15 protein-coding genes, 2 tRNA genes, 1 pseudogene and 2 CRISPR repeat arrays are annotated in these 24,599 nt (G+C 68.4%); of the genes and pseudogenes, 7 read left to right on the plus strand and 11 right to left on the minus strand.

Going from position 1 to position 24,599, the window contains the following annotated elements; all coding sequences use genetic code 11:
• Positions 1-103: 103 nt before the first annotated feature.
• Positions 104-3,199 (minus strand): helix-turn-helix transcriptional regulator, encoded by a 3,096-nt coding sequence (locus ACN27J_RS17890; protein ID WP_421367564.1) that lies wholly within the window; start codon positions 3,197-3,199, stop codon positions 104-106.
• Positions 3,200-3,365: 166 nt separating this feature from the next.
• Between ACN27J_RS17890 and ACN27J_RS17895 the strand changes: the two are divergent.
• Positions 3,366-4,043 (plus strand): annotated as a pseudogene (locus tag ACN27J_RS17895) (adenylate/guanylate cyclase domain-containing protein); the annotation flags it as partial.
• A 150-nt stretch (positions 4,044-4,193) separates the two neighbouring features.
• On the opposite strand, the gene ACN27J_RS17900 reads toward ACN27J_RS17895, so the two are convergent.
• Positions 4,194-4,865 carry a S1 family peptidase gene (locus ACN27J_RS17900; RefSeq protein ID WP_278172193.1) on the minus strand — a complete coding sequence of 224 codons (672 nt, stop codon included), beginning with the start codon at positions 4,863-4,865 and terminating at the stop codon, positions 4,194-4,196.
• Positions 4,866-5,487: 622 nt separating this feature from the next.
• Between ACN27J_RS17900 and ACN27J_RS17905 the strand changes: the two genes are divergently transcribed.
• The 3 genes from ACN27J_RS17905 (at position 5,488) to ACN27J_RS17915 (ending at position 7,071) form a co-directional block, all read left to right on the plus strand.
• A complete protein-coding gene (locus ACN27J_RS17905) occupies positions 5,488-6,786 on the plus strand; it encodes a multidrug effflux MFS transporter (RefSeq protein ID WP_421367566.1) in 1,299 nt (432 codons plus the stop codon).
• Between the two features lie 86 nt (positions 6,787-6,872).
• Positions 6,873-6,963: transfer RNA gene (locus ACN27J_RS17910), tRNA-Ser, on the plus strand.
• A gap of 35 nt (positions 6,964-6,998) precedes the next feature.
• Positions 6,999-7,071: transfer RNA gene (locus ACN27J_RS17915), tRNA-Arg, on the plus strand.
• Positions 7,072-7,541: 470 nt separating this feature from the next.
• On the opposite strand, the gene ACN27J_RS17920 is transcribed toward ACN27J_RS17915, so the two are convergent.
• Positions 7,542-7,817 (minus strand): hypothetical protein, encoded by a 276-nt coding sequence (locus tag ACN27J_RS17920; RefSeq protein WP_421367568.1) that lies wholly within the window; start codon positions 7,815-7,817, stop codon positions 7,542-7,544.
• A 303-nt stretch (positions 7,818-8,120) separates the two neighbouring features.
• Between ACN27J_RS17920 and ACN27J_RS17925 the strand changes: the two genes are divergently transcribed.
• The 3 genes from ACN27J_RS17925 to istB all read left to right on the plus strand — a co-directional run bounded on the left by ACN27J_RS17925 (position 8,121) and on the right by istB (position 11,176).
• Positions 8,121-8,537, plus strand: a complete 417-nt coding sequence (locus ACN27J_RS17925; RefSeq protein ID WP_421367570.1) for an ISL3 family transposase — start codon at positions 8,121-8,123, stop codon at positions 8,535-8,537.
• A gap of 7 nt (positions 8,538-8,544) precedes the next feature.
• Positions 8,545-9,042: a CRISPR direct-repeat array (repeat unit 30 nt; unit sequence GTTGCAATCCCTCGTAGGGCAGATGAGGAC).
• Between the two features lie 65 nt (positions 9,043-9,107).
• Complete coding sequence (gene istA, locus ACN27J_RS17930) at positions 9,108-10,370, plus strand: IS21 family transposase (RefSeq protein ID WP_421372328.1); 1,263 nt, start codon at positions 9,108-9,110, stop codon at positions 10,368-10,370.
• Between the two features lie 41 nt (positions 10,371-10,411).
• Positions 10,412-11,176 (plus strand): IS21-like element helper ATPase IstB, encoded by a 765-nt coding sequence (gene istB, locus ACN27J_RS17935; RefSeq protein WP_278174674.1) that lies wholly within the window; start codon positions 10,412-10,414, stop codon positions 11,174-11,176.
• A gap of 107 nt (positions 11,177-11,283) precedes the next feature.
• A CRISPR array of direct repeats spans positions 11,284-16,300; the repeat unit is 30 nt; unit sequence GTTGCAATCCCTCGTAGGGCAGATGAGGAC.
• Between the two features lie 117 nt (positions 16,301-16,417).
• On the opposite strand, the gene cas2 is transcribed toward istB, so the two are convergent.
• Genes cas2 through ACN27J_RS17975 form a run of 8 tightly spaced genes read right to left on the minus strand, consistent with a single transcriptional unit; the run spans position 16,418 to position 24,532 of the window.
• Positions 16,418-16,681 carry a CRISPR-associated endonuclease Cas2 gene (cas2, locus tag ACN27J_RS17940; RefSeq protein ID WP_421367573.1) on the minus strand — a complete coding sequence of 88 codons (264 nt, stop codon included), beginning with the start codon at positions 16,679-16,681 and terminating at the stop codon, positions 16,418-16,420.
• Between the two features lie 4 nt (positions 16,682-16,685).
• Positions 16,686-17,666, minus strand: coding sequence for a type I-B CRISPR-associated endonuclease Cas1b (gene cas1b / locus ACN27J_RS17945; RefSeq protein WP_421367576.1), 981 nt, complete (start codon positions 17,664-17,666; stop codon positions 16,686-16,688).
• Positions 17,666-18,160, minus strand: coding sequence for a CRISPR-associated protein Cas4 (locus tag ACN27J_RS17950; RefSeq protein WP_421367578.1), 495 nt, complete (start codon positions 18,158-18,160; stop codon positions 17,666-17,668). Before ACN27J_RS17950 ends, cas1b begins: the two co-directional genes overlap by 1 nt.
• The gene (cas3, locus tag ACN27J_RS17955) at positions 18,160-20,658 is read right to left on the minus strand and encodes a CRISPR-associated helicase Cas3' (RefSeq protein ID WP_421367581.1); all 2,499 of its coding nucleotides are present in this window, start codon (positions 20,656-20,658) and stop codon (positions 18,160-18,162) included. Before cas3 ends, ACN27J_RS17950 begins: the two co-directional genes overlap by 1 nt.
• Complete coding sequence (gene cas5 / locus ACN27J_RS17960; RefSeq protein WP_421367584.1) at positions 20,655-21,308, minus strand: CRISPR-associated protein Cas5; 654 nt, start codon at positions 21,306-21,308, stop codon at positions 20,655-20,657. Before cas5 ends, cas3 begins: the two co-directional genes overlap by 4 nt.
• Positions 21,308-22,351: a type I-B CRISPR-associated protein Cas7/Cst2/DevR gene (gene cas7i / locus ACN27J_RS17965; protein ID WP_421367587.1), complete on the minus strand. Its 1,044-nt coding sequence runs from the start codon at positions 22,349-22,351 to the stop codon at positions 21,308-21,310. Before cas7i ends, cas5 begins: the two co-directional genes overlap by 1 nt.
• Complete coding sequence (locus tag ACN27J_RS17970; RefSeq protein WP_421367589.1) at positions 22,348-23,781, minus strand: hypothetical protein; 1,434 nt, start codon at positions 23,779-23,781, stop codon at positions 22,348-22,350. The genes cas7i and ACN27J_RS17970 overlap by 4 nt, the downstream gene beginning before the upstream one ends.
• Positions 23,782-23,788: 7 nt before the next feature.
• On the minus strand, positions 23,789-24,532 hold the full coding sequence (locus tag ACN27J_RS17975) for a CRISPR-associated endoribonuclease Cas6 (protein ID WP_421367592.1): 744 nt from the start codon (positions 24,530-24,532) through the stop codon (positions 23,789-23,791).
• Between the last annotated feature and the right edge of the window lie 67 nt (positions 24,533-24,599).

The following is a 24,599-nucleotide window of genomic DNA, read 5'->3' on the forward strand; positions in this document are numbered from 1 at the left end:
GCCGCCCCGGTGTGCGGTTTTCCGGCCGAGACGTCAACCGGCCGGGGTGGACCGACCGGTCGGCGGCCGCTACGCACCGGACTGGCAGGTTCACAGTCGGGTATCAGGCACGCGGCTGGTTACGCATGAACACCCGAGTCGCCTCCACTCGCGTCCTGACCTGCAGCTTGTTGAGGATGTTCGACACGTGCACACCGACCGTACGTTCGCTGATGAACAGCGCCTCGGCCGTCGCCCGGTTGGTCCGTCCCTCCGCGACCAACTCCAGCACCTGACGCTCCCGGTCGGTGAGCACCGCGAGCTCGTCCGGACCGCCCGGGGCGAGCACCTGGCCGGCCCGCTCGACCATCGAGGTCCGCTTCGCTCGGTCGTTGACCAACGCCCGGGCCACCCGTTCGCCGACGGTCGGCGGGCTGGTCAGCCCGGCCCGCAGGGTGACCCGTTCCTGGCTGTCCACCTCGGGCATCGGTTCCGGCTCACCCGCGCCCAACGCCACCCGGGCGCGGGAGGCCAGGGCCTTGATCTCCTCGGTGAACGGACGGGCACCGAGCCGCCGGGCGGTCCGGTACGCCGCCTGCAGCGCCCGGGTCGCGTCCGCGTTACGGGTACGGATCGCGTACAACGCCTCGGCCTGGCGCAACCGGGCGTACGCCGCCGGGTACGGATGGCACCGCCGCTCCCAGACCTCGGCGGCCCGCGACCAGAGCACCGGGTCCGACCGGCCGTCGATCCGGCTGATCTCCGCGGCGCAGAGCTCCCGGTAACCGATCACCGCGTCGCGTACCGGTGCCGCGGTCTCCGTGTTGCTGCTGCGTTCCATCCGGCCGACCACCTTGACCAGACGCTGCACCGCCTGCGGGTCGGTCGGTGTCCCGCTGGACCGGGCCTCCGCCTCGGCCCGCAGCCCGTGCCAGACCAGCGGCGCCTGCAACCAGACGTCACCCGAGTGCCGCTCGGCCAGGTCGATGCCCTGCTGTACCGCCTCCCGCGCCTCGGCATGCCGGCCACGCCACATGGCCAGCCCGGCGCGCAACGTCAGCAACGGCAGCATGTGCCGCATCCCACCGCCAGCGGCCAGCAGGGTCTCGATCGCCTCCAGGTCGGACTCCGCACCATCGAGGTGGCCGAAACCCACATGAATCCGACAGCGGGCCAGCAGCAGCTCGACCGCGTCCGCCCCGGACGGCCGATGCCGCAGCGCGGCCGTGATCACCTCCTCAGCCTCGCTCCACCGGCCGAGCCGGAACAGCCCGTTGGCGGCGGCGGAGAGCAACCGGGTGCCGTAGGTGCGGGCCAGCCCGACCCGCTCGGCCCGTTCCGCGCCGTGGCGGGCGACCGCGACCCCCTCCTCCAACTCGTTGAGGTGTCCACTGAGCAGCTCGGCGAGCTGCAGGTCGGCGACGGCGACGTCCGCCGGGCCGCCGGTCAGTTCGGCGGTACGCCGCGCCTGCCGGACCGCTTCCTTGCCCGCCGCCGGATCGTTGAGGTATGCCTGGCTGTAGCCGAGGGTCACCCCGGCCAGCACCATCGCCGAGGCACAGTCGGGCACCCCGGCAGCCAGGTCAAGTGCCTCCTGGGCCCGCCGGCCAGCGTCGGCGTACCGGCAGAGTTGCAGCAGCAGATCGGCGGAGTGCGCGGCGGCGGCGACCCGCTCGCCGGCGGCGGCGTCGGCCGCGGCCAGCGTCCGGTCGTACTCGCGCTCCGCCTCGGCCAGCTGACCGACCGCCGTCAGGTACCGCGCCCGCAGGGTGTACAGCCAGGACGGCGGCGGGCCGAACAGGTTGGTGGCCAACTGCTCCAGCAGGGCCAGCGCGCGCTCGTGCTCGCCGCTGCGGTGCGCCGCCTCCGCCGCGCGTCGACCCAGCATGGTCGCGTCGAACTCGACCAGCCAGGCCGGCGGGACCTGGTTGGCCAGGTCGACCGCGCTGGCCCAGTGCTCGAACGCCTCGGCGAAGCCGTACAGTCGCTCCGCCTCCTCGGCGGCGGCGACCACGGCCGGCAACGCCCGGGTGGTCTCGCCCGCCTCCCGCCAGTGGTACGCCAACCGGGCGTGCTGCAGGTCACCGGTGGGGCCGGCGACGAGCGCCTCGGCGTACCGCCGGTGCCACCGGACCCGCTCCCCCGGCAGCAGCCGCGGCTCCAGGACCTCGCGGATCAGCGGGTAGCGGAACCGGTACCCGTCCGGCTCGGACAGCAGCACCCGTTGGCCGACTGCCTCGCGTACCGCCTGCAGCAGCCGGTCCTCGCCGAGCTCGGCGACCCGGGCCAGCAGGTCGTGGGCGACCGGCTCCACGCCGGCGGCGACCGCGTGTGACACGAGCTGGGCGTCGGCCGGCAAGGCGTCGACGTGGGCCAGGGTGATCTCACGCAGGGTCTCCGACAAGCCGTCCCGGCCGTCCCTGGCGTCCCGGGCCAGCTCCTCGGCGAGGAACGGCACCCCACCGCTGCGCCGCCACACCGACTCGGCCAGGTCGGGCTCCGGGTCGCCGCCGAGCAGCTCCGCGACGAGTTGGGCGGTTTCCGTCCGGTCCAGCGGCTCCAGCTCCAACACGTGGACCGCGCCGGAACGCGACCGGGACCGGCGCAACTCCAGCAGCATGCGGCGGATCGGATCGTCGCCCCGCAGCGTCTCAGTCCGTGCCGCGCCGAGCAGCAGCAGCCGGACGTCACCCAGCCCGGCGAGGAGGTACAGCAGCAGATGCCGGGTGGTCAGGTCGGCCCACTGCAGATCGTCCATGACCAGCACCAGGGTCCGTCCGGCGGCGACCGCGCCGAGTCCACGGGTGAGCCGTTCCAGCAGGTCACCGGCTCCGTCGGGATGCCGGGCCTCGCCGTCCAGCACCGAAATCAACTCGTTGGCCGCGGCGCCGGACAGGATGCCGGCCCGGCCGGCCGCCGGCTGATAACGCCGCAGAGCCTGCCGAAGTGGGTGCAGCGGTGATGAGTCCCCAATGTCCAGACATGCCCCGGACAGCACCAGGGCACCGGCAGTACGTAGCCGGTCGCTGGCCGCGCTCAGCAGCCGCGACTTACCGATGCCGCTCTCGCCCATGACGAAGACCGCGGCCGTGTTCCCCCGCTCGACCCTACGTAGCGACTCGTGCAACACCTGCAGCTGAGCCTGCCGCCCGACGAAGGGGACCTCGTCGGAGCTGGGGGCCAGCGACCTACCATCGCGTGACTGTGTCAATCCGATCACCGACATAAAGGGTGGGAGTATCTGACATACGTCGTTCTACAGATCCTAGGGCTGCGCTGGGCTGCGACCGTTTCAGCCATCCGTCCCGTACGTCGGTCCACACGGACCGGATCAGGTCCACCCGGGAGCGGACTGAAGCACCACCACCACCGCGCAGGAGGCGATCATGAGGACGCTCCGCCGCAACTACCGCCGCCCCACCGGCCCGACCCACGCAGCCGGCCCGATCTGCCGTACATCCGTAAGGTCGACCCACCGTTACTGTGCCAACTGCGGAGCGCGACGGAAACCGCCGTCTGGCTGGTCCGTTCCAGCCGCCCGGACCCGCCGCCGCACGGTCAGCGTGCTCTTCGTCGACATGGTCGGCTTCACCGCCCTGTCCAGTCGGCTTACTCCGGAGGAGGTCCGCGACGTACAGCTGCGCTACTTCCACGCGGTGCGGACGGTGATTCGACGGTGGGACGGAGTGGTGGAGAAGTACATCGGAGACGCGGTGATGGCGGTCTTCGGCATCGCCGGCAACGACGATGATCATGGCGATGGCGGCGCGTACCCGGCGGTGCGGGCAGCTCTCGAACTCGCCGACGCGGTCCGCCGTACCGACTTTCCCGACAGCGCGCGGGTACGGATCCGGGTCGGAGTGGCCACCGGAGCGGCGGCCATCGACACCGCGGGTGCAGTCGACGGCGGAGTCGGATTCCTCACCGGCGACTTGATCAACGTAGCCGCTCGGCTGCAGGCACATGCTGCCCCGGGCGATGTCGCCGTGACCGCGGAAACCTACCGCGCCGCCGGCACGAGGCTCAGATTCCACCAACAACCACCGATGTCGATCACCGGCCGGAACGAGCCGGTACAGGTGTGGCGGCCGGTGCCGGTTCGGCAGCCGCTGTGGGCAGCGGCCGCCGAACCGGCGGATCAGGTGGTACGCGGGACGCCCACCGGCCCCCCGCGTACCGAACGACCGATGTCGGCCACTCCGGTCGTCACAGACTCAGACCCCGGTCACCGAGCGGATCCAGCTCCGGCTAGACGCCACCGAGGCGTAGTTCTGGTACGTCGACCCGTTGCCGGTCGAGCAGACACCCACCTGCTGCCCGTTGTAGAACTGCGGACCGCCGGAGTCGCCCCGCCAGGCCACGCCGTTCACCCCGGTGCTGCGGATCGCCGGGCCGCCGTACGCGTCGGACGCGCCGTTCGTTGTGGTACGCACCGAGGCGACCTTCAGCTGCGCCGAGGCGTCACAGTTGCTGCAGGTCCGACCCCAGCCGTAGATGGTGTTCGTCGAGCCGACCGGTGGGTTGCTGGACGCCAACGTGACGTAGCTGGTGGAGACCGCCGAGCTCAGGTAGAGCAGGCCGAGGTCGTACCGGCCGTACGTGGCGCTGACCGTGCTGGTCGCGCCGCCCGAGGAGCGGTAGACGCTGCCCACTCGCACCGACATCGACCCGCCGAGACAGTGCCGCGCGGTCAGCACCCACCGTGAGGCGATGATCGAGCCGGAACAGGCGAACGAGCCGTTCTGGAAGACGGCGGCCGCCCACGGTGCCGAGGAAACCGTGCCGCCGCCGATGATCTGCTGCGGTGCCGCAGCCGCGGCGGACGGGGCCACGAACGCGCCGACCAGCGCGGTCGCGGCGATGGCCAGGGTGAGTCGGATACGCAAGGCTGGCTCCTTAACCGAAGGGGTTGCCCCGGGGGATTCCGGGCCGGTCGGGCCGGTGTCCCACGACGGGGTTCCGTCGGTGGACACCTGCTGTCCGGCGACGCCGGGCAGGCGCCGCACCGGCGACGCGAGTCGCGCATCGGTGATGCCAGAGATTAGGCTTCGACGGTTTCCACGACAAGACTACGGACCGATTATTTCTGATAGCGTCCTACGGAGCGACCTGCCGTACGAAGATATGACGCACGCAATATGCATTGTCGTCTGTCATAGTCAGTACGGTGATCGGGTGGACGCTGACCACCCCCGGGTTGGCCTGGACGGGCCGGTGGACCTGAGCGGGCCTGGGCGGGCCTGGGCGGGCCGGTGGGCCGGCCCCCGCCGCGGGCACCGCCGACGTCGGCCCTCCACACGTGCAGTGGCCGACATCCGGGCCGACGAGTGCACTGTCCGCGCCGCTGTGACGCGCCACACCGTTCGCCGTAACGGGAATGGCAGGCGCGACGGCTAGCTTGTGAGATTGGCTGCGCGCCTGCACAGCGGCAGCACTGGCGTACCAGTCGGGTCGCGACGACCCGTGCCCTACCGCGCGCAGACGACGCGCCATCGCGGAAGAGGAACCATGACAGCGCTCGCCCAACGGCCCGGCGGGTCCGCAACAGTCCCCGTCGTGGAGCCGACTCCCGGTGAGTCGCTCAGCTCATGGCAGCGGATCCGGCTGATCCTGGTGCTCGGCACGCTCATCGCGGTCGGCCCGTTGACCATCGACATGTACCTGCCGGCACTACCGGCAATCAGCGACGACCTGCAGACCACCGCAGCCGGCGTCCAGTTGACGCTGACCGGCACACTCGCCGGGCTGGCCATCGGCCAGTTGATCATCGGGCCGTTGTCGGACGTGTGGGGTCGCCGCCGGCCGCTGCTGGTCGGCACCGGTCTGCACGTGCTCGCCTCGGTCCTGTGCGCCGTGGCACCGAACATCGCCGTGCTCGGCACGCTGCGAATCGTCCAGGGCTTCGGAGCCGCCGCCGCGGCGGTGATCGCGATGGCGGTCGTCCGGGACATGTTCAGCGGGATCGCCTTCGCCCGCGTACTGTCCCGGCTGCTGCTGGTCATGGGCGTCGCACCGGTTCTCGCGCCGACCCTCGGCAGCGCGCTGCTCAACTGGACGCACTGGCGAGGGGTATTCGCCGCGCTCGCGGTACTGGGGCTCGCCCTGATCGCGGTGACCGCCCTTGGGCTGCCCGAGACGCTGCCGCCGCACCGCCGCCGTCCGGCCCGGGTGCTGGACACCCTCCGGGTGTACAGAAGCCTGTTCCGGGACCGGATCTTCGTCGGCCTGGTGCTCGTCGCCGGGTTCTCGATGGCGTCGCTGTTCGCGTACGTCGCGGGCTCGTCGTTCGTCCTGCAGGACCAGTACGGGCTCGACGAGCAACAGTTCGGTATCGCGTTCGGGGCCGGGGCGGTCGGCATGATCACCGCCACCCAGCTCAACGTACGGCTGCTCCGCCGCTACTCACCGCAGCAGATCCTGCGGACCTCACTGATCGCCGGGCTGATCTGCGGGCTGATCCTGCTCGGCTTCGCGGCAACGAACGTCGGCGGGCTACCTGGCGTCCTGATCCCGCTGTGGGCCGTGCTCGCCGCAGCCGGGTTCGCGCTGCCGAACGCTCCCGCGCTGGCCCTGGCCGGCCACGGGGAAGCTGCCGGGACCGCGTCCGCGATGCTCGGGGCGGTGCAGTTCGGTGTCGGCGCGCTCGCCGCGCCGATCGTCGGGCTGCTCGGCACCGGCAGCATCGCGATGGCGACGGTGATCACCGGAGGCGTGCTGGCCGCGCTGATCGTGCTCCTGGTCGTCGTGCGTCCCGGCCGTCTGCCCGTTCCCGACCGGGCCGCGCCGACGCCGGTCGCGCCGCACTGACGTCGGCTGCGGCCCGGGGAGGTGCTTTGCCCCGGGCGCGGCGAGCCCTGTATCCTCGACCGGCGGTGGTCTGGAGCGGCCGCCGGGGAGACTTCGCCTAGTCTGGTCTATGGCGCCGCACTGCTAATGCGGTTGGGGTCTTAAAGCCCCTCCCGGGTTCGAATCCCGGAGTCTCCGCGCTTCGGCGAGGCGTGTATGCTTGCCAGGCACCTGCGCCCGTAGCTCAACGGATAGAGCATCTGACTACGGATCAGAAGGTTAGGGGTTCGAGTCCCTTCGGGCGCGCGAGATCATCAGGGGTCTGACCTGCCGAAACGGCAGTCAGGCCCTTTCGCTTTTCCGTCCCTTGTGGTCGGTTGGGTGCTCGGTGGGTGCTCGTGCGACGAGCATCCCTCACGTCCCGGCCAGTCCAGGGGTGACCCGTCCTGTCCCGATGGGTTTTGATCATGGGTACCCGCGTCGGGCCGAAAGTCCAGACAGTGGGACGTGCTTCCGTGGTCGAGATGCCGCTCTCCCCCGGCCGGGTTCGCGGTGCTGGAGGCGCGGCCGTGTCGCCCGGTTTGGTGTGCGGGGGCAGGCTGCCACTGTCGCCGGTATCCGTCAATGTCAACTTGCCGTTAGAGGAACGTAGCGAGCGGTGATCACTTTCCTCCGACGATCGCCCCAGCAGGTCCCTGCCGCCGCGAGTTTCTGCTCACCGACCAGCGCCCCACCTGGTGCGGTGGCAGGACTGGCCCCGTGGTCATCGTTTGTGATCAGCCGTGCAGCAGTTCGGGTGGCACCTGCGCCGGCAGCGGCGGAAGCTGCCGCCGACCGGAGAGCAGCGCCCCGAGCTGGGGATAGAGGTGTAGAAGCTGGGTCAGGTCCCGTTCCTGTCCGAGGTTGCGTAGCGCGACGAGCGCGTCTGTCGCCAGCGCCAGCCCGCCGAGCGTCGCTGCGGTGCCTTCCGCCCCGGCCAGGACCGAGTTCATCGCCTCGGTCCACTCCGGTAACAGCAGCCACGAGGCGTGGAGCCGTTCGTCCAACGCCACGCCGGGGACGTGCCCGTAGCACCTCGTCAGGATCTGTCGGCAGCGCGACGGACACCGGGATGGAGTAGATGGGGTCTGTTGCCGCGAGCGCGAACAGCGTCGGATCCTGGACCAACGTCGGGTCGATAAGCTGGCGAACGAGGCTGTTTAGACGACCATGTGGCCCGTCGTGGTGCCGTCCGGTCGAAGGACAGGTGTGCGTTTCCACACGCCGACCTCGGACACTTCGGCGTCCGGGGCCGCGACACGCCGACGCCGGTACCACCAGCGCCGCCACCCACCCGCGACATCACCGGCTGGATCATGCGCCCGATCGACAAACTCACCGACGAACACCGGGCAGAACTCGAGCGGTTGTGTGGTCTGTGCCCGGACCTGGCGGCCATCCGAGACCTGGCCCGCGGGTTCACCGACCTGGTCCGGACCCGGGGCGGCGACCGCCTCACGACCTGGCTCGAACAGGCCGAGCACAGCACCATCGCGGAGATCCGATCGTTCGCCAAAGGCCTGCGCCCGGACTGGGACACGGTCAGAGCCGGCCTGACCACGAGCTGGAACTCCGGTGCCGTCGAAGGCTCCGTGAACCGCATCAAAACACTCAAAAGACAGATGTACGCCGGGCCAACCCCGACCTGCTCCGCCGACCCGTCCTACTCGCCGATTAATCGACCGTCCGCGATCACCGAGACCGTGCCAGAGCCAGGTCAGGAAGACCGTTGACATTTCAGTTGCAATCCCTCGTAGGGCAGATGAGGACTCGGTGAGGAAGGCGTGGTCGTCGCCTTTGACTTGTTGCAATCCCTCGTAGGGCAGATGAGGACCCGCACCTCCGCCTTCGCCGCCGAGCTGGCCGACCTGTTGCAATCCCTCGTAGGGCAGATGAGGACACGCGGCGCACCGCCGGTCGCCGTCCGGCCACAACCCGTTGCAATCCCTCGTAGGGCAGATGAGGACAGCGGCCCCCGCCGCACCACCGGCAGGGGCCACCAATCGTTGCAATCCCTCGTAGGGCAGATGAGGACGGCACCGGGTCGCGGCCCTGGCGGACCTTGACGTCAGGTTGCAATCCCTCGTAGGGCAGATGAGGACGTGGTGGTCGCTGACGATGCTCCGGTCGTCATGTTCTTGTTGCAATCCCTCGTAGGGCAGATGAGGACTCGGTACGGAGGAGGGCGTGACGATCCAGGCCCTCGGGGTTGCAATCCCTCGTAGGGCAGATGTCGCCGCTTCCTGAAAACTGACCCACCAGGAGTCTCCGAAAACTGACCCATCCTGCTGTATGTGAGGAGGGTGCTGAAAGTGGAGGACTGGGCTGAAATACGCCGGTTGCATCGTGCGGAGGGCGTACCCATCAGGGAGATCGCCCGCCGGCTGGGAGTGGCCCGCAACACGGTCCGGGCGGCGTTGGCCAGCGACCGGCCGCCGAAGTACGAACGTGAGCCACGAGGCTCGGTCGTCGACCCCTACGAGCCACGGATCAGGGCGTTGCTGACCGAGTGGCCACGGATGCCCGGGCCGGTGATCGCCGAGCGGATCAGCTGGCCCTACTCGATGCCGCCGTTACGCAGACGGCTGGCGGTGATCCGGCCGGAGTACGTCGGTGTGGACCCGGTCGACCGGACGGTCTACGAGCCGGGCGAGATCGCCCACTGCGACCTGTGGTTTCCCGACACCGCGATCCCGGTCGCGGCGGGCCAGTCACGCACGAAGCTACCGGTGCTGGTCATCACCCTGGGGTTCTCCCGGTTCATGACCGCCGTGATGATCCCGTCCCGGCAGGCCGGCGACATCCTGTCCGGGATGTGGCGGCTGATCTCGCAGCTGCGGCGGGTGCCGAAAACCCTGGTGTGGGACCGGGAATCCGCGATCGGCGGGACCGGACGGGTCTCGGCGCCGGCGGCGGCGTTCGCCGGAACCCTGGCCACGCGCATCCGGCTGGCTCCCCGCCGCGATCCGGAGTTCAAAGGCATGGTCGAACGCACCAACGGATTCCTGGAGACCTCGTTCATGCCCGGCCGGCTGTTCACCTCACCCGCCGATTTCAACACCCAGCTCGACGACTGGCTGGCCGGGGCCAACGCCCGCACCGTCCGCTCGGTCCAGGCCCGGCCGGTGGACCTGCTGGCCACCGACTACCTGTCGATGATCCCGCTGCCGCCGGTGCAACCCCCGACCGGGCTGACCAACCGCGTCCGGCTCGGACGTGACTACTACATCCGCGTCGACACCGTCGACTACTCCGTCGACCCGCGCTCGATCGGCCGTCTCGTCGACGTGAACGCCTCACTGGACACCGTGACGGTGTCCTGCGATGGCCAGATCGTCGCCCACCACGACCGGTCCTGGGCCAGACACGGCCTCGTCACCGACCCGGTCCACAAGGACACCGCGCAACGCCTGCGTCAGGCCTTCACCGAGGAACGCCACCGCCGCCAGGTGTCCGTGCGCCACCACAGCGACGGTCACACCGTCGCGCTGCGGGCACTACCGGACTACGACGCCCTGTTCGGCGTCGACTTCACCAACCCAACGACGAAAGCGAGCCACCAGTGACCACCACCACGCCACCGCGGACCAGCACACCCAGGGACGGGATGCCGTCGATGATCTCCTACCTGACCAGGGTGTTGAAGACGCCCACCATCGGCGCTGTCTGGGAGGAACTGGCCGAACAGGCCCGTGACCAGAACTGGTCCCACGAGGAGTACCTGGCCGCCCTGCTGCAGCGTCAGGTCGCCGACCGGGAGTCCAAAGGGACCACGATGCGGGTCCGCACCGCCCATTTCCCGCAGGTCAAAACTCTGGAGGACTTCAACCTCGATCACCTGCCGTCGCTCCGCCGCGACGTCCTGGCCCACCTGGCCACCAGCACGTTCGTTCCCAAGGCGGAGAACGTGATCCTGTTGGGTCCACCCGGACTCGGTAAGACGCACCTGGCGATCGGACTCGGCGTCAAAGCCTGCCAGGCCGGCTACTCGGTCCTGTTCGACACCGCCAGCAACTGGATCGCCCGCATCGGCGCCGCCCACCAACAGAACCGTCTGGAAGCCGAGCTGAAGAAGATCCGCCGCTACCGGCTGATCATCATCGACGAGGTCGGGTACATCCCGTTCGACCAGGACGCCGCGAACCTGTTCTTCCAGCTGATCGCCTCACGCTACGAGGTCGGCTCGGTCATGGTCACCTCGAACCTGCCCTTCGGCCGCTGGGGCGAGACGTTCTCCGACGACGTCGTGGCCGCCGCGATGATCGACCGCCTCGTCCACCACGCCGAGGTCCTCACCCTCACCGGCGACTCCTACCGCACCCGCCAACGCCGTGAGCTCCTCGCCAAGGAAAACCGCACCAGCCGCGACTAACCAACCATGGGTCAAAATTCCCAGACTCATGCAGGGTTCAGATTGCCGGAACGTTGACAGCAGATGAGGACCCAGCACACAGGAGCTGGACCACGATGACGTCACGCGTTGCAATCCCTCGTAGGGCAGATGAGGACCCGGACACCGGCCCTCCGTACAACCGGGTTGAGATGTTGCAATCCCTCGTAGGGCAGATGAGGACTGATCTCCGACAGCATCAGCTCGTTCCAGGCGTTCATGTTGCAATCCCTCGTAGGACAGATGAGGACCGCATCCGTGAAGGCGGCAGCAACACCATAAGAAGTTGCAATCCCTCGTAGGGCAGATGAGGACGCGGCGGCGAACCGGCGGGGCGGCCGGTCGCTGCGCATGTTGCAATCCCTCGTAGGGCAGATGAGGACCTGCAGGACAACGGGGTCGGCTTGTACCTGCAGTGCGGGTTGCAATCCCTCGTAGGGCAGATGAGGACACGAGCTCACAGAGTGGCTGGCCCGACCGGGCTGGTCGTTGCAATCCCTCGTAGGGCAGATGAGGACTTGTCGTGGCAGTCGCCCAGCGCCGGCTGGTTGGTGTTGCAATCCCTCGTAGGGCAGATGAGGACATCTCGCTGCACTCGCCGGGAGGTGCGGCCGTGGTGTTGCAATCCCTCGTAGGGCAGATGAGGACCGTCCGCCAAGGCCCCGACCTACGCGACTGGCTCACCATGTTGCAATCCCTCGTAGGGCAGATGAGGACTTGGCGCCCATCGACGCCTCACGGGGACTGCTGGCCTGTTGCAATCCCTCGTAGGGCAGATGAGGACCCGTCGATCAGGTCGGGGGTCTCGCGCTCGTGGTCGTGTTGCAATCCCTCGTAGGGCAGATGAGGACCAGGTCAGCGCAGGTGTACGAGATTCATTCACACGTTGCAATCCCTCGTAGGGCAGATGAGGACCACGTCGGACACGGTCGACACGTCGGAGACAACCACATGTTGCAATCCCTCGTAGGGCAGATGAGGACGCCACGGCAGCGGCTCGATCTCCAGCACGTCTCGTGGTTGCAATCCCTCGTAGGGCAGATGAGGACCGGACTGCTGGATTGAGCAGATCCAGCACACGATCGAGTTGCAATCCCTCGTAGGGCAGATGAGGACTCGGCAACGTGGCTGCCGAAGTGCGGATTTTCGGGTTGCAATCCCTCGTAGGGCAGATGAGGACCGGCGACATCCACAACACCCTCGACGGCCGCATCCTGGTGTTGCAATCCCTCGTAGGGCAGATGAGGACCCGGGCATGATCTGCGCGGACTGCGGGCAGCGCAGGTTGCAATCCCTCGTAGGGCAGATGAGGACCGGTAGATGAGTTTGCTCTCGTCGTCGGGCCACTTGGGTTGCAATCCCTCGTAGGGCAGATGAGGACTTGTTCGGCACGCCGGAGCTAGAGGTCTTCGAGGTTGCAATCCCTCGTAGGGCAGATGAGGACTTCGCCGCCGTCCCGGACGCCGCCCTGGAACCGGGGTTGCAATCCCTCGTAGGGCAGATGAGGACCGCCGCGCACCAGCGGTCGCCCAGCGGCCACAACCCGTTGCAATCCCTCGTAGGGCAGATGAGGACATCGACCGCCTCGTCATTCGGACGGTGCTCGCCTGGTTGCAATCCCTCGTAGGGCAGATGAGGACCCAGGGATGGAGCCCCCTGTGATCGCCCAGTTTATGTTGCAATCCCTCGTAGGGCAGATGAGGACCGGTGATGGCCGACATCGCGGTGTCGACGTACGACCTGTTGCAATCCCTCGTAGGGCAGATGAGGACGTCGCGCCCTGCCGGCCAGGTCAGGATCGTGCGGCGCCCAGTTGCAATCCCTCGTAGGGCAGATGAGGACTTCGCCGCCGTCCCGGACGCCGCCCTGGAACCGGGGTTGCAATCCCTCGTAGGGCAGATGAGGACCCGTGAGGGCGGCCTGGCCGCGCACACCATAAGAAGTTGCAATCCCTCGTAGGGCAGATGAGGACGCTCCGACCGATCGTGACGGCCATCGAACCCACCGAAACGTTGCAATCCCTCGTAGGGCAGATGAGGACATCCCACCGGAGGCGCGACCGAAGTAGTCGGACCCTCGTTGCAATCCCTCGTAGGGCAGATGAGGACATGGGGATGCGGCTCGGCGGGGTGGTGCCGCGCCTGTTGTTGCAATCCCTCGTAGGGCAGATGAGGACCCGACATGGACCACCGCCGGGTGAGCGCCGTGCTGGCGTTGCAATCCCTCGTAGGGCAGATGAGGACACTCGCTGTGACCTGCGGATTCGCGGGCTGCACCAGATGTTGCAATCCCTCGTAGGGCAGATGAGGACCGGAGATCGTCGTCCGGTGGGCGGCCGTCGTCGGCGTGTTGCAATCCCTCGTAGGGCAGATGAGGACCTGGTGACCCAGTCGACCTGTCCGGCTACATCACGTTGCAATCCCTCGTAGGGCAGATGAGGACCGGGTGGCAGTCTCCTAGTCATGCATGACGTGTGTTGCAATCCCTCGTAGGGCAGATGAGGACGTCGCTGTAGTCCTTGGATGCGTTCTGGCCGCCAGCAGGTTGCAATCCCTCGTAGGGCAGATGAGGACATCCCCCGCGTAGCGGAGACCCGCCGGGTCGTCGGGTTGCAATCCCTCGTAGGGCAGATGAGGACCTGCGGCGTGGCGGTGTGCTGCGGATCGGCCAGGCGTTGCAATCCCTCGTAGGGCAGATGAGGACCGCAAGCCGTTCGTGCTGCGGGACTGGCAGGAACAGTTGCAATCCCTCGTAGGGCAGATGAGGACCAGGCCCATCAGCTGCCACCCACCACCGCGTCGTCGATGTTGCAATCCCTCGTAGGGCAGATGAGGACGGCGGGGTCGTTGCGCTGGGCGTGCGCGACCCGGTGTTGCAATCCCTCGTAGGGCAGATGAGGACGCGGCGGCAACGTCGTCGGCGAGGCTGAGCGGGTCCATGGGTTGCAATCCCTCGTAGGGCAGATGAGGACCCGATCCGGAACATGTCCGACATCCTCGTCGTCAGGTTGCAATCCCTCGTAGGGCAGATGAGGACCCCACCCACCAGCAGATCGAACGGGTACTGGGTGGGATGTTGCAATCCCTCGTAGGGCAGATGAGGACCCCGCCACCGTCGACGACGAGCCGGCCGCCGACCACGAGTTGCAATCCCTCGTAGGGCAGATGAGGACTCGAATGGGGTCGAGTTGCCGCCGAGCTGCCGCAGTTGTTGCAATCCCTCGTAGGGCAGATGAGGACTCACCCGATACCTGCGAGAGAACGGCGCACCCCACACGTTGCAATCCCTCGTAGGGCAGATGAGGACCCGTTCGCCAACTCGCCGTGTGGCTGTGAGCGGGCCGGCGTGTTGCAATCCCTCGTAGGGCAGATGAGGACCGTCGCCAAGTTGCGCTGGGACCGTGACCGCCTGGTGTTGCAATCCCTCGTAGGGCAGATGAGGACACTCCGCCGGCACCACCAGGCGGGCCTTGCCGAGGTGTTGCAATCCCTCGTAGGGCAGATGAGGACCTGTTGCTGACATCGGACGGCGTGCACGACCAGGTGTTGCAATCCCTCGTAGGGCAGATGAGGACCGGAGCGGGGATAGGCCTCCGGCCCGCACCACCGCAAGTTGCAATCCCTCGTAGGGCAGATGAGGACCGACTCGGATCGGATCGCCACCCTGCCGGTCAGCCTGCTGTTGCAATCCCTCGTAGGGCAGATGAGGACGAGGTTGGCGCGATGACAGTCGAGGCCGGTGAGATTGTGTTGCAATCCCTCGTAGGGCAGATGAGGACACGGTGCCGCCGACGATGATGCGGCCGCCGTCGTGCAGTTGCAATCCCTCGTAGGGCAGATGAGGACGAGGGCCGATGACCACCGCCATGCTGCACGCGCCCACCCGTTGCAATCCCTCGTAGGGCAGATGAGGACGCCGACAACAAGATCCGGTCGACCCTCGGCCTGCTGCCGTTGCAATCCCTCGTAGGGCAGATGAGGACCATCTGCTGGATGTTTCAAGCCGGCGCGATCCCCACGTTGCAATCCCTCGTAGGGCAGATGAGGACCTCCGCCGGCCTGGACGGCCCCGCCAACACCGTTTTCGGTTGCAATCCCTCGTAGGGCAGATGAGGACATCCTCGGCCACACCGTCGAAGTCGTCACCTTCAAGTTGCAATCCCTCGTAGGGCAGATGAGGACCACGGGCAAGGGGTACGTGTCCGAGGACGGCGTCACGTTGCAATCCCTCGTAGGGCAGATGAGGACGTGGGTGCGTCGGGGTGCGGGTCCCACGGGGCGGGGCGTTGCAATCCCTCGTAGGGCAGATGAGGACTGCTTGTCGATCTCGCTGGCGATCCACATCCAGCGTTGCAATCCCTCGTAGGGCAGATGAGGACCCGGCCCGGCAAAGAAGACCTTGCTGTCGTTGACCAGTTGCAATCCCTCGTAGGGCAGATGAGGACTCGCTCAACCCCCTTGAGTCCTCAAGGGGTTGAAAGTGTTGCAATCCCTCGTAGGGCAGATGAGGACCTGTGCGGCTTCGAGTTCGGCTTTGCGCGCTTCGAGTTGCAATCCCTCGTAGGGCAGATGAGGACACGCCTGGATCAGCCAGTGGGGCGACGGGCTCATGTTGCAATCCCTCGTAGGGCAGATGAGGACGTCCGGACCGGCTCCGAGCGGCTGGACGTTTTCGCGTTGCAATCCCTCGTAGGGCAGATGAGGACGCAGGCGTCACCAGCCTGGACGGCCAGTCCGGGGCGATGTTGCAATCCCTCGTAGGGCAGATGAGGACGCCGGTGAGTGGTACCACCACGTAACCCCACTCAAGGTTGCAATCCCTCGTAGGGCAGATGAGGACACGACGGCGCGGGCGAGGAGTCCGGCGTTGCGCAACTGTTGCAATCCCTCGTAGGGCAGATGAGGACCGCCTTCGAACGCGCCCGCGACGACCTGGTCCAGCTGGTGTTGCAATCCCTCGTAGGGCAGATGAGGACGTGTCGGCGGTGCTGCGCATCCCCATCGACCGCATGTTGCAATCCCTCGTAGGGCAGATGAGGACGCTCGGCCCGGTCACCATCACCCCACGCGACATCTAGTTGCAATCCCTCGTAGGGCAGATGAGGACCCGAAGCTTAAGTCGCAGGTCAGAGGGCCTGTCGAGGTCGGTGTCGGGCTGAGTTTTGCAGTGAACCTCCGGTTGTGCAGCGGACCCCGGCGTGTCGCTGAAATCCGGGATGTTGATCTAGAGGATGTCGGACGGTGCGGGCTGGGCACGGCCCCACTCCTGTCGTTGGCCGCTGGTGCCGGGCGGGAAGGTGTAGACGAGGACGCTGTCGTAGCCGCCGTCGATCACCTTCTCGACAGCGGCCCGGAAGCGTCGCAGCTGCGCCTCGCTCAGGTCGCCCTCGAAAACGCTGCGCTGCACGTGGTGCAGGTACTGTCGGCAGGTCCGCAGGATCAGCGGATTGCGCTTCGCGGCGGTGTCGTAGACGACGATCACGTACACCGGGTCACCACCAGATCCGGAACGGCTTGTACGGCTCGCCTTCCAGGCAGTGCCGGGCCAGTCGCAGCGCCTCCAGGTAGAGCAGCTCGTCGTAGGCGACCTTCCGGCCGAGGCTGCGGTGCTGCACCGTGGTGCCCAGCTCGTCACGGACGGTCTGCACGACGAAGCGGCGGCCGGTTTCGCTGAGCATCGCCTGGTTGACGTCGCTGTCGAAGTGTTCGGGTTTGAGCTGGTTGCGGCCGGCCAAGCGGAGCAGCAGCCGCTCGGCGAACAAGGGCTTGAACACCTCGGCCAGGTCCAGCACGAGCGAATGCCGCTGCCGCTCCATTGTCGAATGCAGGAATGCCAGCCCGCTGTGCAGTGGCGTCAACCGGACGGCGGTCAGCACCCGGGCGTAGACGATGCCGTTGACGTAGCTGATGAACGCGTTGCCGGCGTTGCTCGGCGGCCGTCGCGACCGGCCGCCGAGTTGCAGCCAGTCGGGCAGCCGGGTGTCCAGCATCTCCCACGCCGAGCGGCGGAAGGTGCCTTCGGCGCCCATCAGCTGGGCGGCGCTGGTCGCCTTCGCCGCCGATGCCTTCAGCGTCGCGTACGGTGCGGCCAGCAGATCGCGGTCGATCACCCGGCGGACGTTGAACGCGGTCGCCACCACCAGGTCCTGAGCGACTTTTAAGCTGGCTGCCGGGTCGGTGACCAGTCGGGCCTGGGCCAGCACCGTCTCCCCGGAGACGCTGGTCTCGCTGGTCAGCAGCGAGCCGACGTAGTCGCCGTAGTGGCCGAGAAGGTGCACGCTGACCCGGTGCCGGTTGAGTAGCGACGCGACCGCCGTGTTGATGTCCACCGGCTGCACGGCGACGATGTCCCGCACATCGGTCACTGGCACGTGCACCTTGTCACCGGACTCACGTTCGATCACCAGCGACTGGTCCTGTCGGCGGATCCGGCACGGGGTGGTCAGCCAGTAGGTGCGGGTGGCGGCGGGCATCAGTCGCTCCAGCAGTAGTCGACGAAGCTGCAACCCCGGCAGCGGGTGCGCGCCAGCCGGGGCGGGGATTCGGGGGCGGCGGTCACCGCGAGCGCGTCGGCGATGTCGCGTTCGGCGCGGGCCGTTTCGGCGTCGCCGTACTCGATCTTCTTGGTTTTCCTGGTCTTGGGGTAGTGCAGCACCGCGCCGCGCGCGGGCACTCCGACCTGCCGCAGCCGGTAGCAGTAGTGCACTACCTGGGCCTCGTCGGCGGTCGTCGACCTCGACGACGACTTCACCTCGTGCACCCACTGCTCGCCGTCGACGAAGTCCAGCACGGCCGCGCCGAGATCCACTGGGGAGTTGCGTCGGTACGATACGTCGTGCACCGCCTCCCCTAGCTGCACCGCCGCGTTGAGCTGCTCCGGCCGCACCCCGCGGGCATAGAGCCAGAGCTGCCGGCGGCAGTGGTGCAGATACTTGATGTGTACGCCGCCGATGTCCTCGGGTCGCATCAGAACACCTCACCGAGCCGGTACCGTTCGCCTTCGACGGCGTTGACCTTTGTCAGGCCGTACTCGTCGTCGTATTCGCCGTCAACGATGCGGACCCCGAGCTTGCGGTCGAGCCGGGCCAGCCGCGCCGCGTACGCCGGCATCGGGATCAGGAAGTCGTCGGCGAGCAGCCGGCCCGCCGCTTTATGGTCGGCCAGCTGCAACGCGGACTCGTAGTCGCCCAGGTCCTCCTGCAGGACCGCCTCGGTGCCGTCGAACAGCTCGTCGAACCGGTCCGCCAGCGGCGACCGGTCCGCGTACGGCTCGGCGAACGACAGAAACTCGTCGTGGAAGCGCCGGCGTTCCCGCTCGACGTCGGCCCGCCACGCCTGACCCCACGCGGTCGCGTACACCTCGTCCAGCCAGCCGCCGGCCTGGACTTCGTCGACCGGCTGCCCGTCGTGGCCACACAGGATCCGCCAGCCCGCCTCGACCGGCTCGCGCGGGTAGACACCGTCGGCGTAGTCGCGCCCGGACCGGTCCCCACGACGCGGCCCGTACGCCGCCGGATGCACGATCACATCGGCCGGCGGGCGGGCACCCAGCCGGTTGACCCGGCCGAAGCGTTGCAACAGCGCCTCCAGCGGCGCGGCGGAGGTGAACAGCACATCGAAATCCACGTCGAGCGACACCTCGACGACCTGGGTAGCCACGACCAGCCCGCCCCGGCGTCGCCCGACGGCCGCAGCGGCGCGGGTGCCGTACCGGTTGATGATTCGCCGTTCGATGCGGGACCGGTCGCCCCGTCTGAACCGTGAATGCAGCAGGATCGCCGCGTCGGCCCCTCCGTCGCCCTCGTGACGGCGGCGGGCATCCGACGACAACTCGTCGTACAGCTGCTGGGCCTGGGCGACGTTGTTCGCCACCACCAGCACCGCCTCACCGGCGGCCAGCCGGTCCCGCATCTCGTCGACCGCGTCCGGGCTGGTCAACGCACGGTTCCGGACCCCGATCCGGTGCCGCTGCGGCACACAGCCCGGCTCGGCCGACACCCGGTGCACCGGTGCCCGCATCGCCGCGCCGAACAACTCGGCCAACGCCGTCGGCAACGTCGCCGACAGCACGGCGACCCGACCACCGAGGCGCTCCCACAGCTGCGCCGACGCGACGATGTAGCCCAACCGGACCGGTTCGTAGGCGTGCAGCTCGTCCAGGATGAACACCGAGTTGGCCGAGTCGAGCACGATGCCGGCGTGGACCGGGCCGGCCAACGCCCCGCGCAGCAACTGGTAGGGCGTCGACACCCGCACCGTCTCCCGGAACAGCCGGGTCGCCGCCGCCCGCGACACCGCCTTACGGGCAGCAGCCACCCGCCGCTCGTCGTCATCGCGGATGCCGTCGGCGGGCTCGTCCTCGGCGCAGATGGCCGCCGCCAGGTGGTAGGAGGCCGCCCGCGAATGCGACACCCCGATCAGGTCGTCGTCGCCGAGCAGCGCACCGAGCCGCCGGGCCATCGCGTTGATCGACGCCAGGTACGGCAACGTGTAGAACACCCGCGGCACCCCGCCGACCGCCGGCGCCAGGTCCGCGACCTGGGCGGCAGCCCACAACAGGCTGGCCTCCGTCTTGCCGGTCCCGGTCGGAGCCCGCAACAACAGATGCCCGGATACGTCCCCGGCCTGCCGCTGATGCCGGTGCAGCTGACGGCCGGCAGCGGTGAATTCGCCGACCAGCCGGGCCGCCAGCGCCGGCCCGATCGGCTGGTCGCCGTGCAGGGTGCCATGCGCCGACGACAGATGGTCGGCCAGCGTCACCGCACCCTGCAGCAGGATCGCGGTCAGATCGTGGTCGACGCCGGCCCAGCCCTGCTCCTCCCAGTACCGCAGTGTCTCGTCGAGCAGGGTATGCGCCGCCGCGACCACGTCCAGGTCGGGCAACTGTGGCCCGGCGGCTGCTGACGGGCCGGCGGCGACCGGCAGGCCGGCGGTCGCCGCCGTTGCTGCCAGCCAGCGGTGCAGCTCGGCGACGATCGCCGGGTCGACCGCGCCGATCCGGGCACGGAAGTCCGCTAACGGCAGACCGCCGTGCCCGTACAACTGGCCGATCGACAGTTTGCCGGTGCCGTCCGCCGACGGCACCAACGCACGGTGGTGGGTGAGAACGCCGAACGCCACCCACCGGCGAAGCGCCTCGTCGTCGATCAGCAGCGGCAGAAAACCCAACGACAGGACCTCGTGCCGCTGCCCCCACGTCGGCGCCCGTCCCGTGATCATCTTCTGGAAGCCGTCGGCGACCTTCCCGGCGTCGTGACTCACCGCCGCCCAGCGCACCGCCGGCCAGAACGACCTGCCGACGGCCCCCTCCACCACTGTGATCCGGCCCACCCGCGCCGCCAGCTCCCCCGCCGCCGTCAACGTCGCCGCCAGATGATCCGTCAACGACTCGGCGGAACGGCCACGCTGGGCACTCTTCGCCAACGCCCGGCTCAACGCGGCCTCCGCCCGAACCGCCCCGGTCACCGCGACGCCAGCGACGGATGCGGCGCGGGCAGCAACGCCACCGCCTGACCGCCCGGGTCGGACCAGTCCGCGTCGATCACACCGGCCCGACCGGAAGCGTCGTAACGGTAGTCGTCCCACCTGGTCCGCGCCCGGTCCAGCGACACCGCCGTCGGCAGCCGAAGCCGCAGCCCGTACCCCGACGTTGATCCGGGCACCACGGCCGCGCCCTGCCGGCCGCCGCCGGACCGCAGCGCGACCCGACGCATCCGCAGCCCCACCAGATCCTGACTGCGGCCCAGCCGCAGCGGCCACACCGGCCGCCGCAGCCGACCCCACCAGCCGTCGACATCGTCGACCAGCCACACCGTCAACGCCGCATCGGCCAGGAACGCCCGCAGCCGGGGCGTCGGATCCGCCTTGCGGCCGGACGCATCCAGCGGGTGGTACGTCTCCAGATCCTCGCCGGTGCCCCCGCAACGAAACGCCATGGCGAACCGCAGCCCCGGATCGACCCGATGCCAACCGCCAGCCGCCGCGGCGAGCATCCCACCGACGGTGGCCGGCGGCGGACACGGCAGACCCACCTGAACCCCGGCGTACAGCGGATTACGGAACGACACCACCGGCGCGGTGACCGTCACCTCCAGTGCGCGCAGTTCACCCGGCATCAGCGCTTCGCGTCCTCGAACCACGCGTCATGGCTGCCCTCCACGAACCCCTCGGCAAGCTTGTTCAGCAAGGTGCGGGGATGGTCGAGCAGGACCCGCTTCGCCTCGATCAGGTCGGCCAGCTCGCGACGGACCCGTTCCCGCTGCTCGCCGAGGAACCCCGGAGCCCAGCCGATCAGCACCGGCCCGTCCAGCTCGTCCGCCCAGGCGTCCAGCTCCTCGCGGAACACACCGACCTGGAACACCGTCTGCCGGTCCTGCGACGCCAACACCCGAGTGAACGGGTTGACCCCACCCTTCACCGGAGCCAGCAACACCAGCGCCGGAGCCCGGTCGCCGTAGTGCAACGACTGCTTGGCGCCGCCGCGCACCGCCGCGAGAGTACGCAGCACCAGCGCCACCCGCCGTCGCCGCTCGTCCAACGGCAACCGCAGCGCCTGCGCGTCCCGGAACTCGGTCCGCTCCGCGCCGCCGGCCTCCGCCTCCTTGGCACCGGCCGCCGTCAACGCCACCTTCAACCCGGACCCGTCCGTCTCGAACACGCCGACCCTGGCAACATCGAGCAGCAGGTCACCGGCCAACTCGGCACTGTAGAACTCGTGCCCGTGCAGGACTGGGTTCTCACCGGCGGCGAACCCACGGCTCATCGTGCCGAAGTCGGACACCGGCTGCCGTGGGGCCACCGCGACCAGGGTGCCAGTGGCCAGCACGGTGTCCCGCTGGCAGGTGCCGGACGGCACACCGGCCTCCTTCTTCACCGCCACCATGTAGCCGAACAGGTCGTCGTCGAGGTAGCGGTCCGGCCGACCAGACGTGTACGCCTGCTGCTTCTTGCCGCTGCCAGAACGGATCACCGGCGACCGGGGTTCGTCGGCCGGCAGCGAGTCCCGCAGCCAGCGGCGGAACGCCTGGGCGGACACGTACGGAAAGACATCCCGACCGACCCGCATCGCCTTGGCCTTGGCGACATTGTCCTCGCCCTGGCCGTTGTTGGGCGCCCCAGCGACCACGCCGAGCGCCACCTTGCCCACCAGGTACGTCACCGCTGGCCCTCCTCGTCCTCGTCGTCACTGCCGTTCATGAAGCCGCTGTCAACCGGGTCCGGATCGTCGTCGGCCTCGGCCAGCTCGGCTGCCACCTCCGCCGCATCCGACGGACGCCACCGCCGCTGGTGCAGCTCCTCCAGTACGGCGATCAGGAACACCTCACGGTGGAACCACGCCTTGCTGTCCAGGTCGGGGTCGAACAACAGCTCGTAGCCACGGGTGGTGACCAGCGGAGTGCTTGAATCAGCGGTGTCCGGTGGCTGGAGCATCCACCACACTGCTTGTTTGCGCAGCCAGCTCCGCAGCCTCGTCGGCTGCTTGAAGTCCGCGTGGAAAGCCCTGATCTTGCCGGCGCTGTCCTGCGCGGCCAACAGGGTGGCGACGCGTGCCGCCGTCCCCTGGATTTCCTTCAGCGCACTATCATCCATATCGAGTACCTCAGTCGAGTACGAGTAACAGAGAGTCGCGAGCCGGCCGGTGTCCGGCCGGAGGTTGCCGGTGACCGCCGCCGACGCCAGATAACGGCCACACGTGCTGACCACCCGCTGCGGATTGCGGAAAACGTTGCGGGCCAGGTTGACGATGCCCGCCTGGGAGCTGCTGCGATGCGCCTTCAACAGCGGCCAGAAGCTGCCCTGATGCGGGCCGCCGGTGAGTGTCGAGCGCAGCCACTCGGCCAACGGCTGGTCCAGGGCGTACGCCTCCAGCGTCTGCCCTCGGTTGTTGTTGCTGAAAACGATCAACTCGACGCCAGCGTCGAGCCGCTGCCCGTATCCACGCAGCCGCTGCAACGCCAGCACCTCACGCGACGGCGGTTGACGCGGCTCCCGTCCCAGGTTGATCAGCGTCTGGTTGCCCCGCACCTGCCGCCGCACGCTGTACGCGAGGAACCGCTCGTCCCAACTGTGCACCGCGATCGACGGGCCGCCGGTGAGCTGACACCCGTACGGCAAAGCCCGGAAACTGGACACACACGGCCAGCACAACGCCATCCCGTCATGACCACGAGGCGTGTTGTTCCGGTAGGCGTCGCTCTCGGCCAGCGGCACATCCAGCTTGCCGAAGAAACGCACCGCGTCGCGCCCACACAGCACGCACGGCACACCAGGCCAGCCCTGCTCCTCCGGTTTGGCCCGCCACCGCTCGACAGCATCCCTGATGGCCCCGACGGACTTCTTGCCGTTACTCGGATGGTTCATCGGCGAGTTCGGGAACAACGACAGGCTGCACTTCAGCCAGAAACCCGCCGGCACCTTCGTGTCCCCACCCAGCGCGGCACGGACCGCATCGTCGGTCATTCTCTTCAAGGCGTCGTCCAAGCCGTCATCGCTGAGCCGCTGCGGATCGGGCACGCCGGCTAGGACCGCAAGCGCGTACGCGCCGACCCGCTGCAACGGATGCGGAGTCAGCGCAATCTCGTTGGACACTGTCCGGTCACCCGGCCCGGCTGTCCGCCGACACCCAGCCGAACCCGGCCGAGTTCGCCTGGCCGAGGCCCCAGCTCCAGATCGCCTGCAAAGCCTCCGGATCGCCGCGTAGCTCAGCCTCGACCGGCGCCCCCGGCTTAAGACCCTTGCCCACCGAGAACGAGCGCTTCGCCCCAACCCAGGTCAGCCCTTCGAGCACGACCTTGGCCTCCAAGCCCAACGTCTCCAGCTTCCGCCGCAAATTCTGATCAAAGTACGCCGGAAACTCGACGTCGGTCGGCAACAGCCACGCCTGCCGGGTGGTCCGCTCACCGCCCTCGTCGCGACCCGATCCCTTCATCACCACCGGCGTCGACGTCCGCATCCGGGCGACGCCCTCGCTGAAGTCCGGCGGATCGACGGGAACGACCCGGCTGATCCGGAAGGCAACCCCGCCCCAGTCGATCAACTCGCGTTGCTGCAGGCCAGCCGCCCACGCCTCGACAATCTCCGGAACAGGGCTGCCGAACTCGACAAAGCCCCGCCCACCGGCCGCGTACTTACCCCGGACACGGGGTGCGCCAGGGAAGAGCGGGGCACCGAAGCCGAACGGCGCCATCCGATGCTGACCCCAACCGTTCTCGTGTATCTGCTGACCCAGCCCGCGCACAGTGCGAGACAGCAGGTCGTACGCCAGGCTCCGACCTGGCGCCAACACGCTCGGCCAAGGCAACTCGGTGGCCGAGGTGACCACCTCGATCCTCAGACGCATCAGCCCTCCTCGGCTCTCTCAACTTGAGACCGGCGGAACGCTACAACCTACGTCTGACAGAACTAGG

This window comes from Solwaraspora sp. WMMB762 (genome assembly GCF_049179115.1).
Lineage (GTDB): Bacteria > Actinomycetota > Actinomycetes > Mycobacteriales > Micromonosporaceae > Micromonospora_E.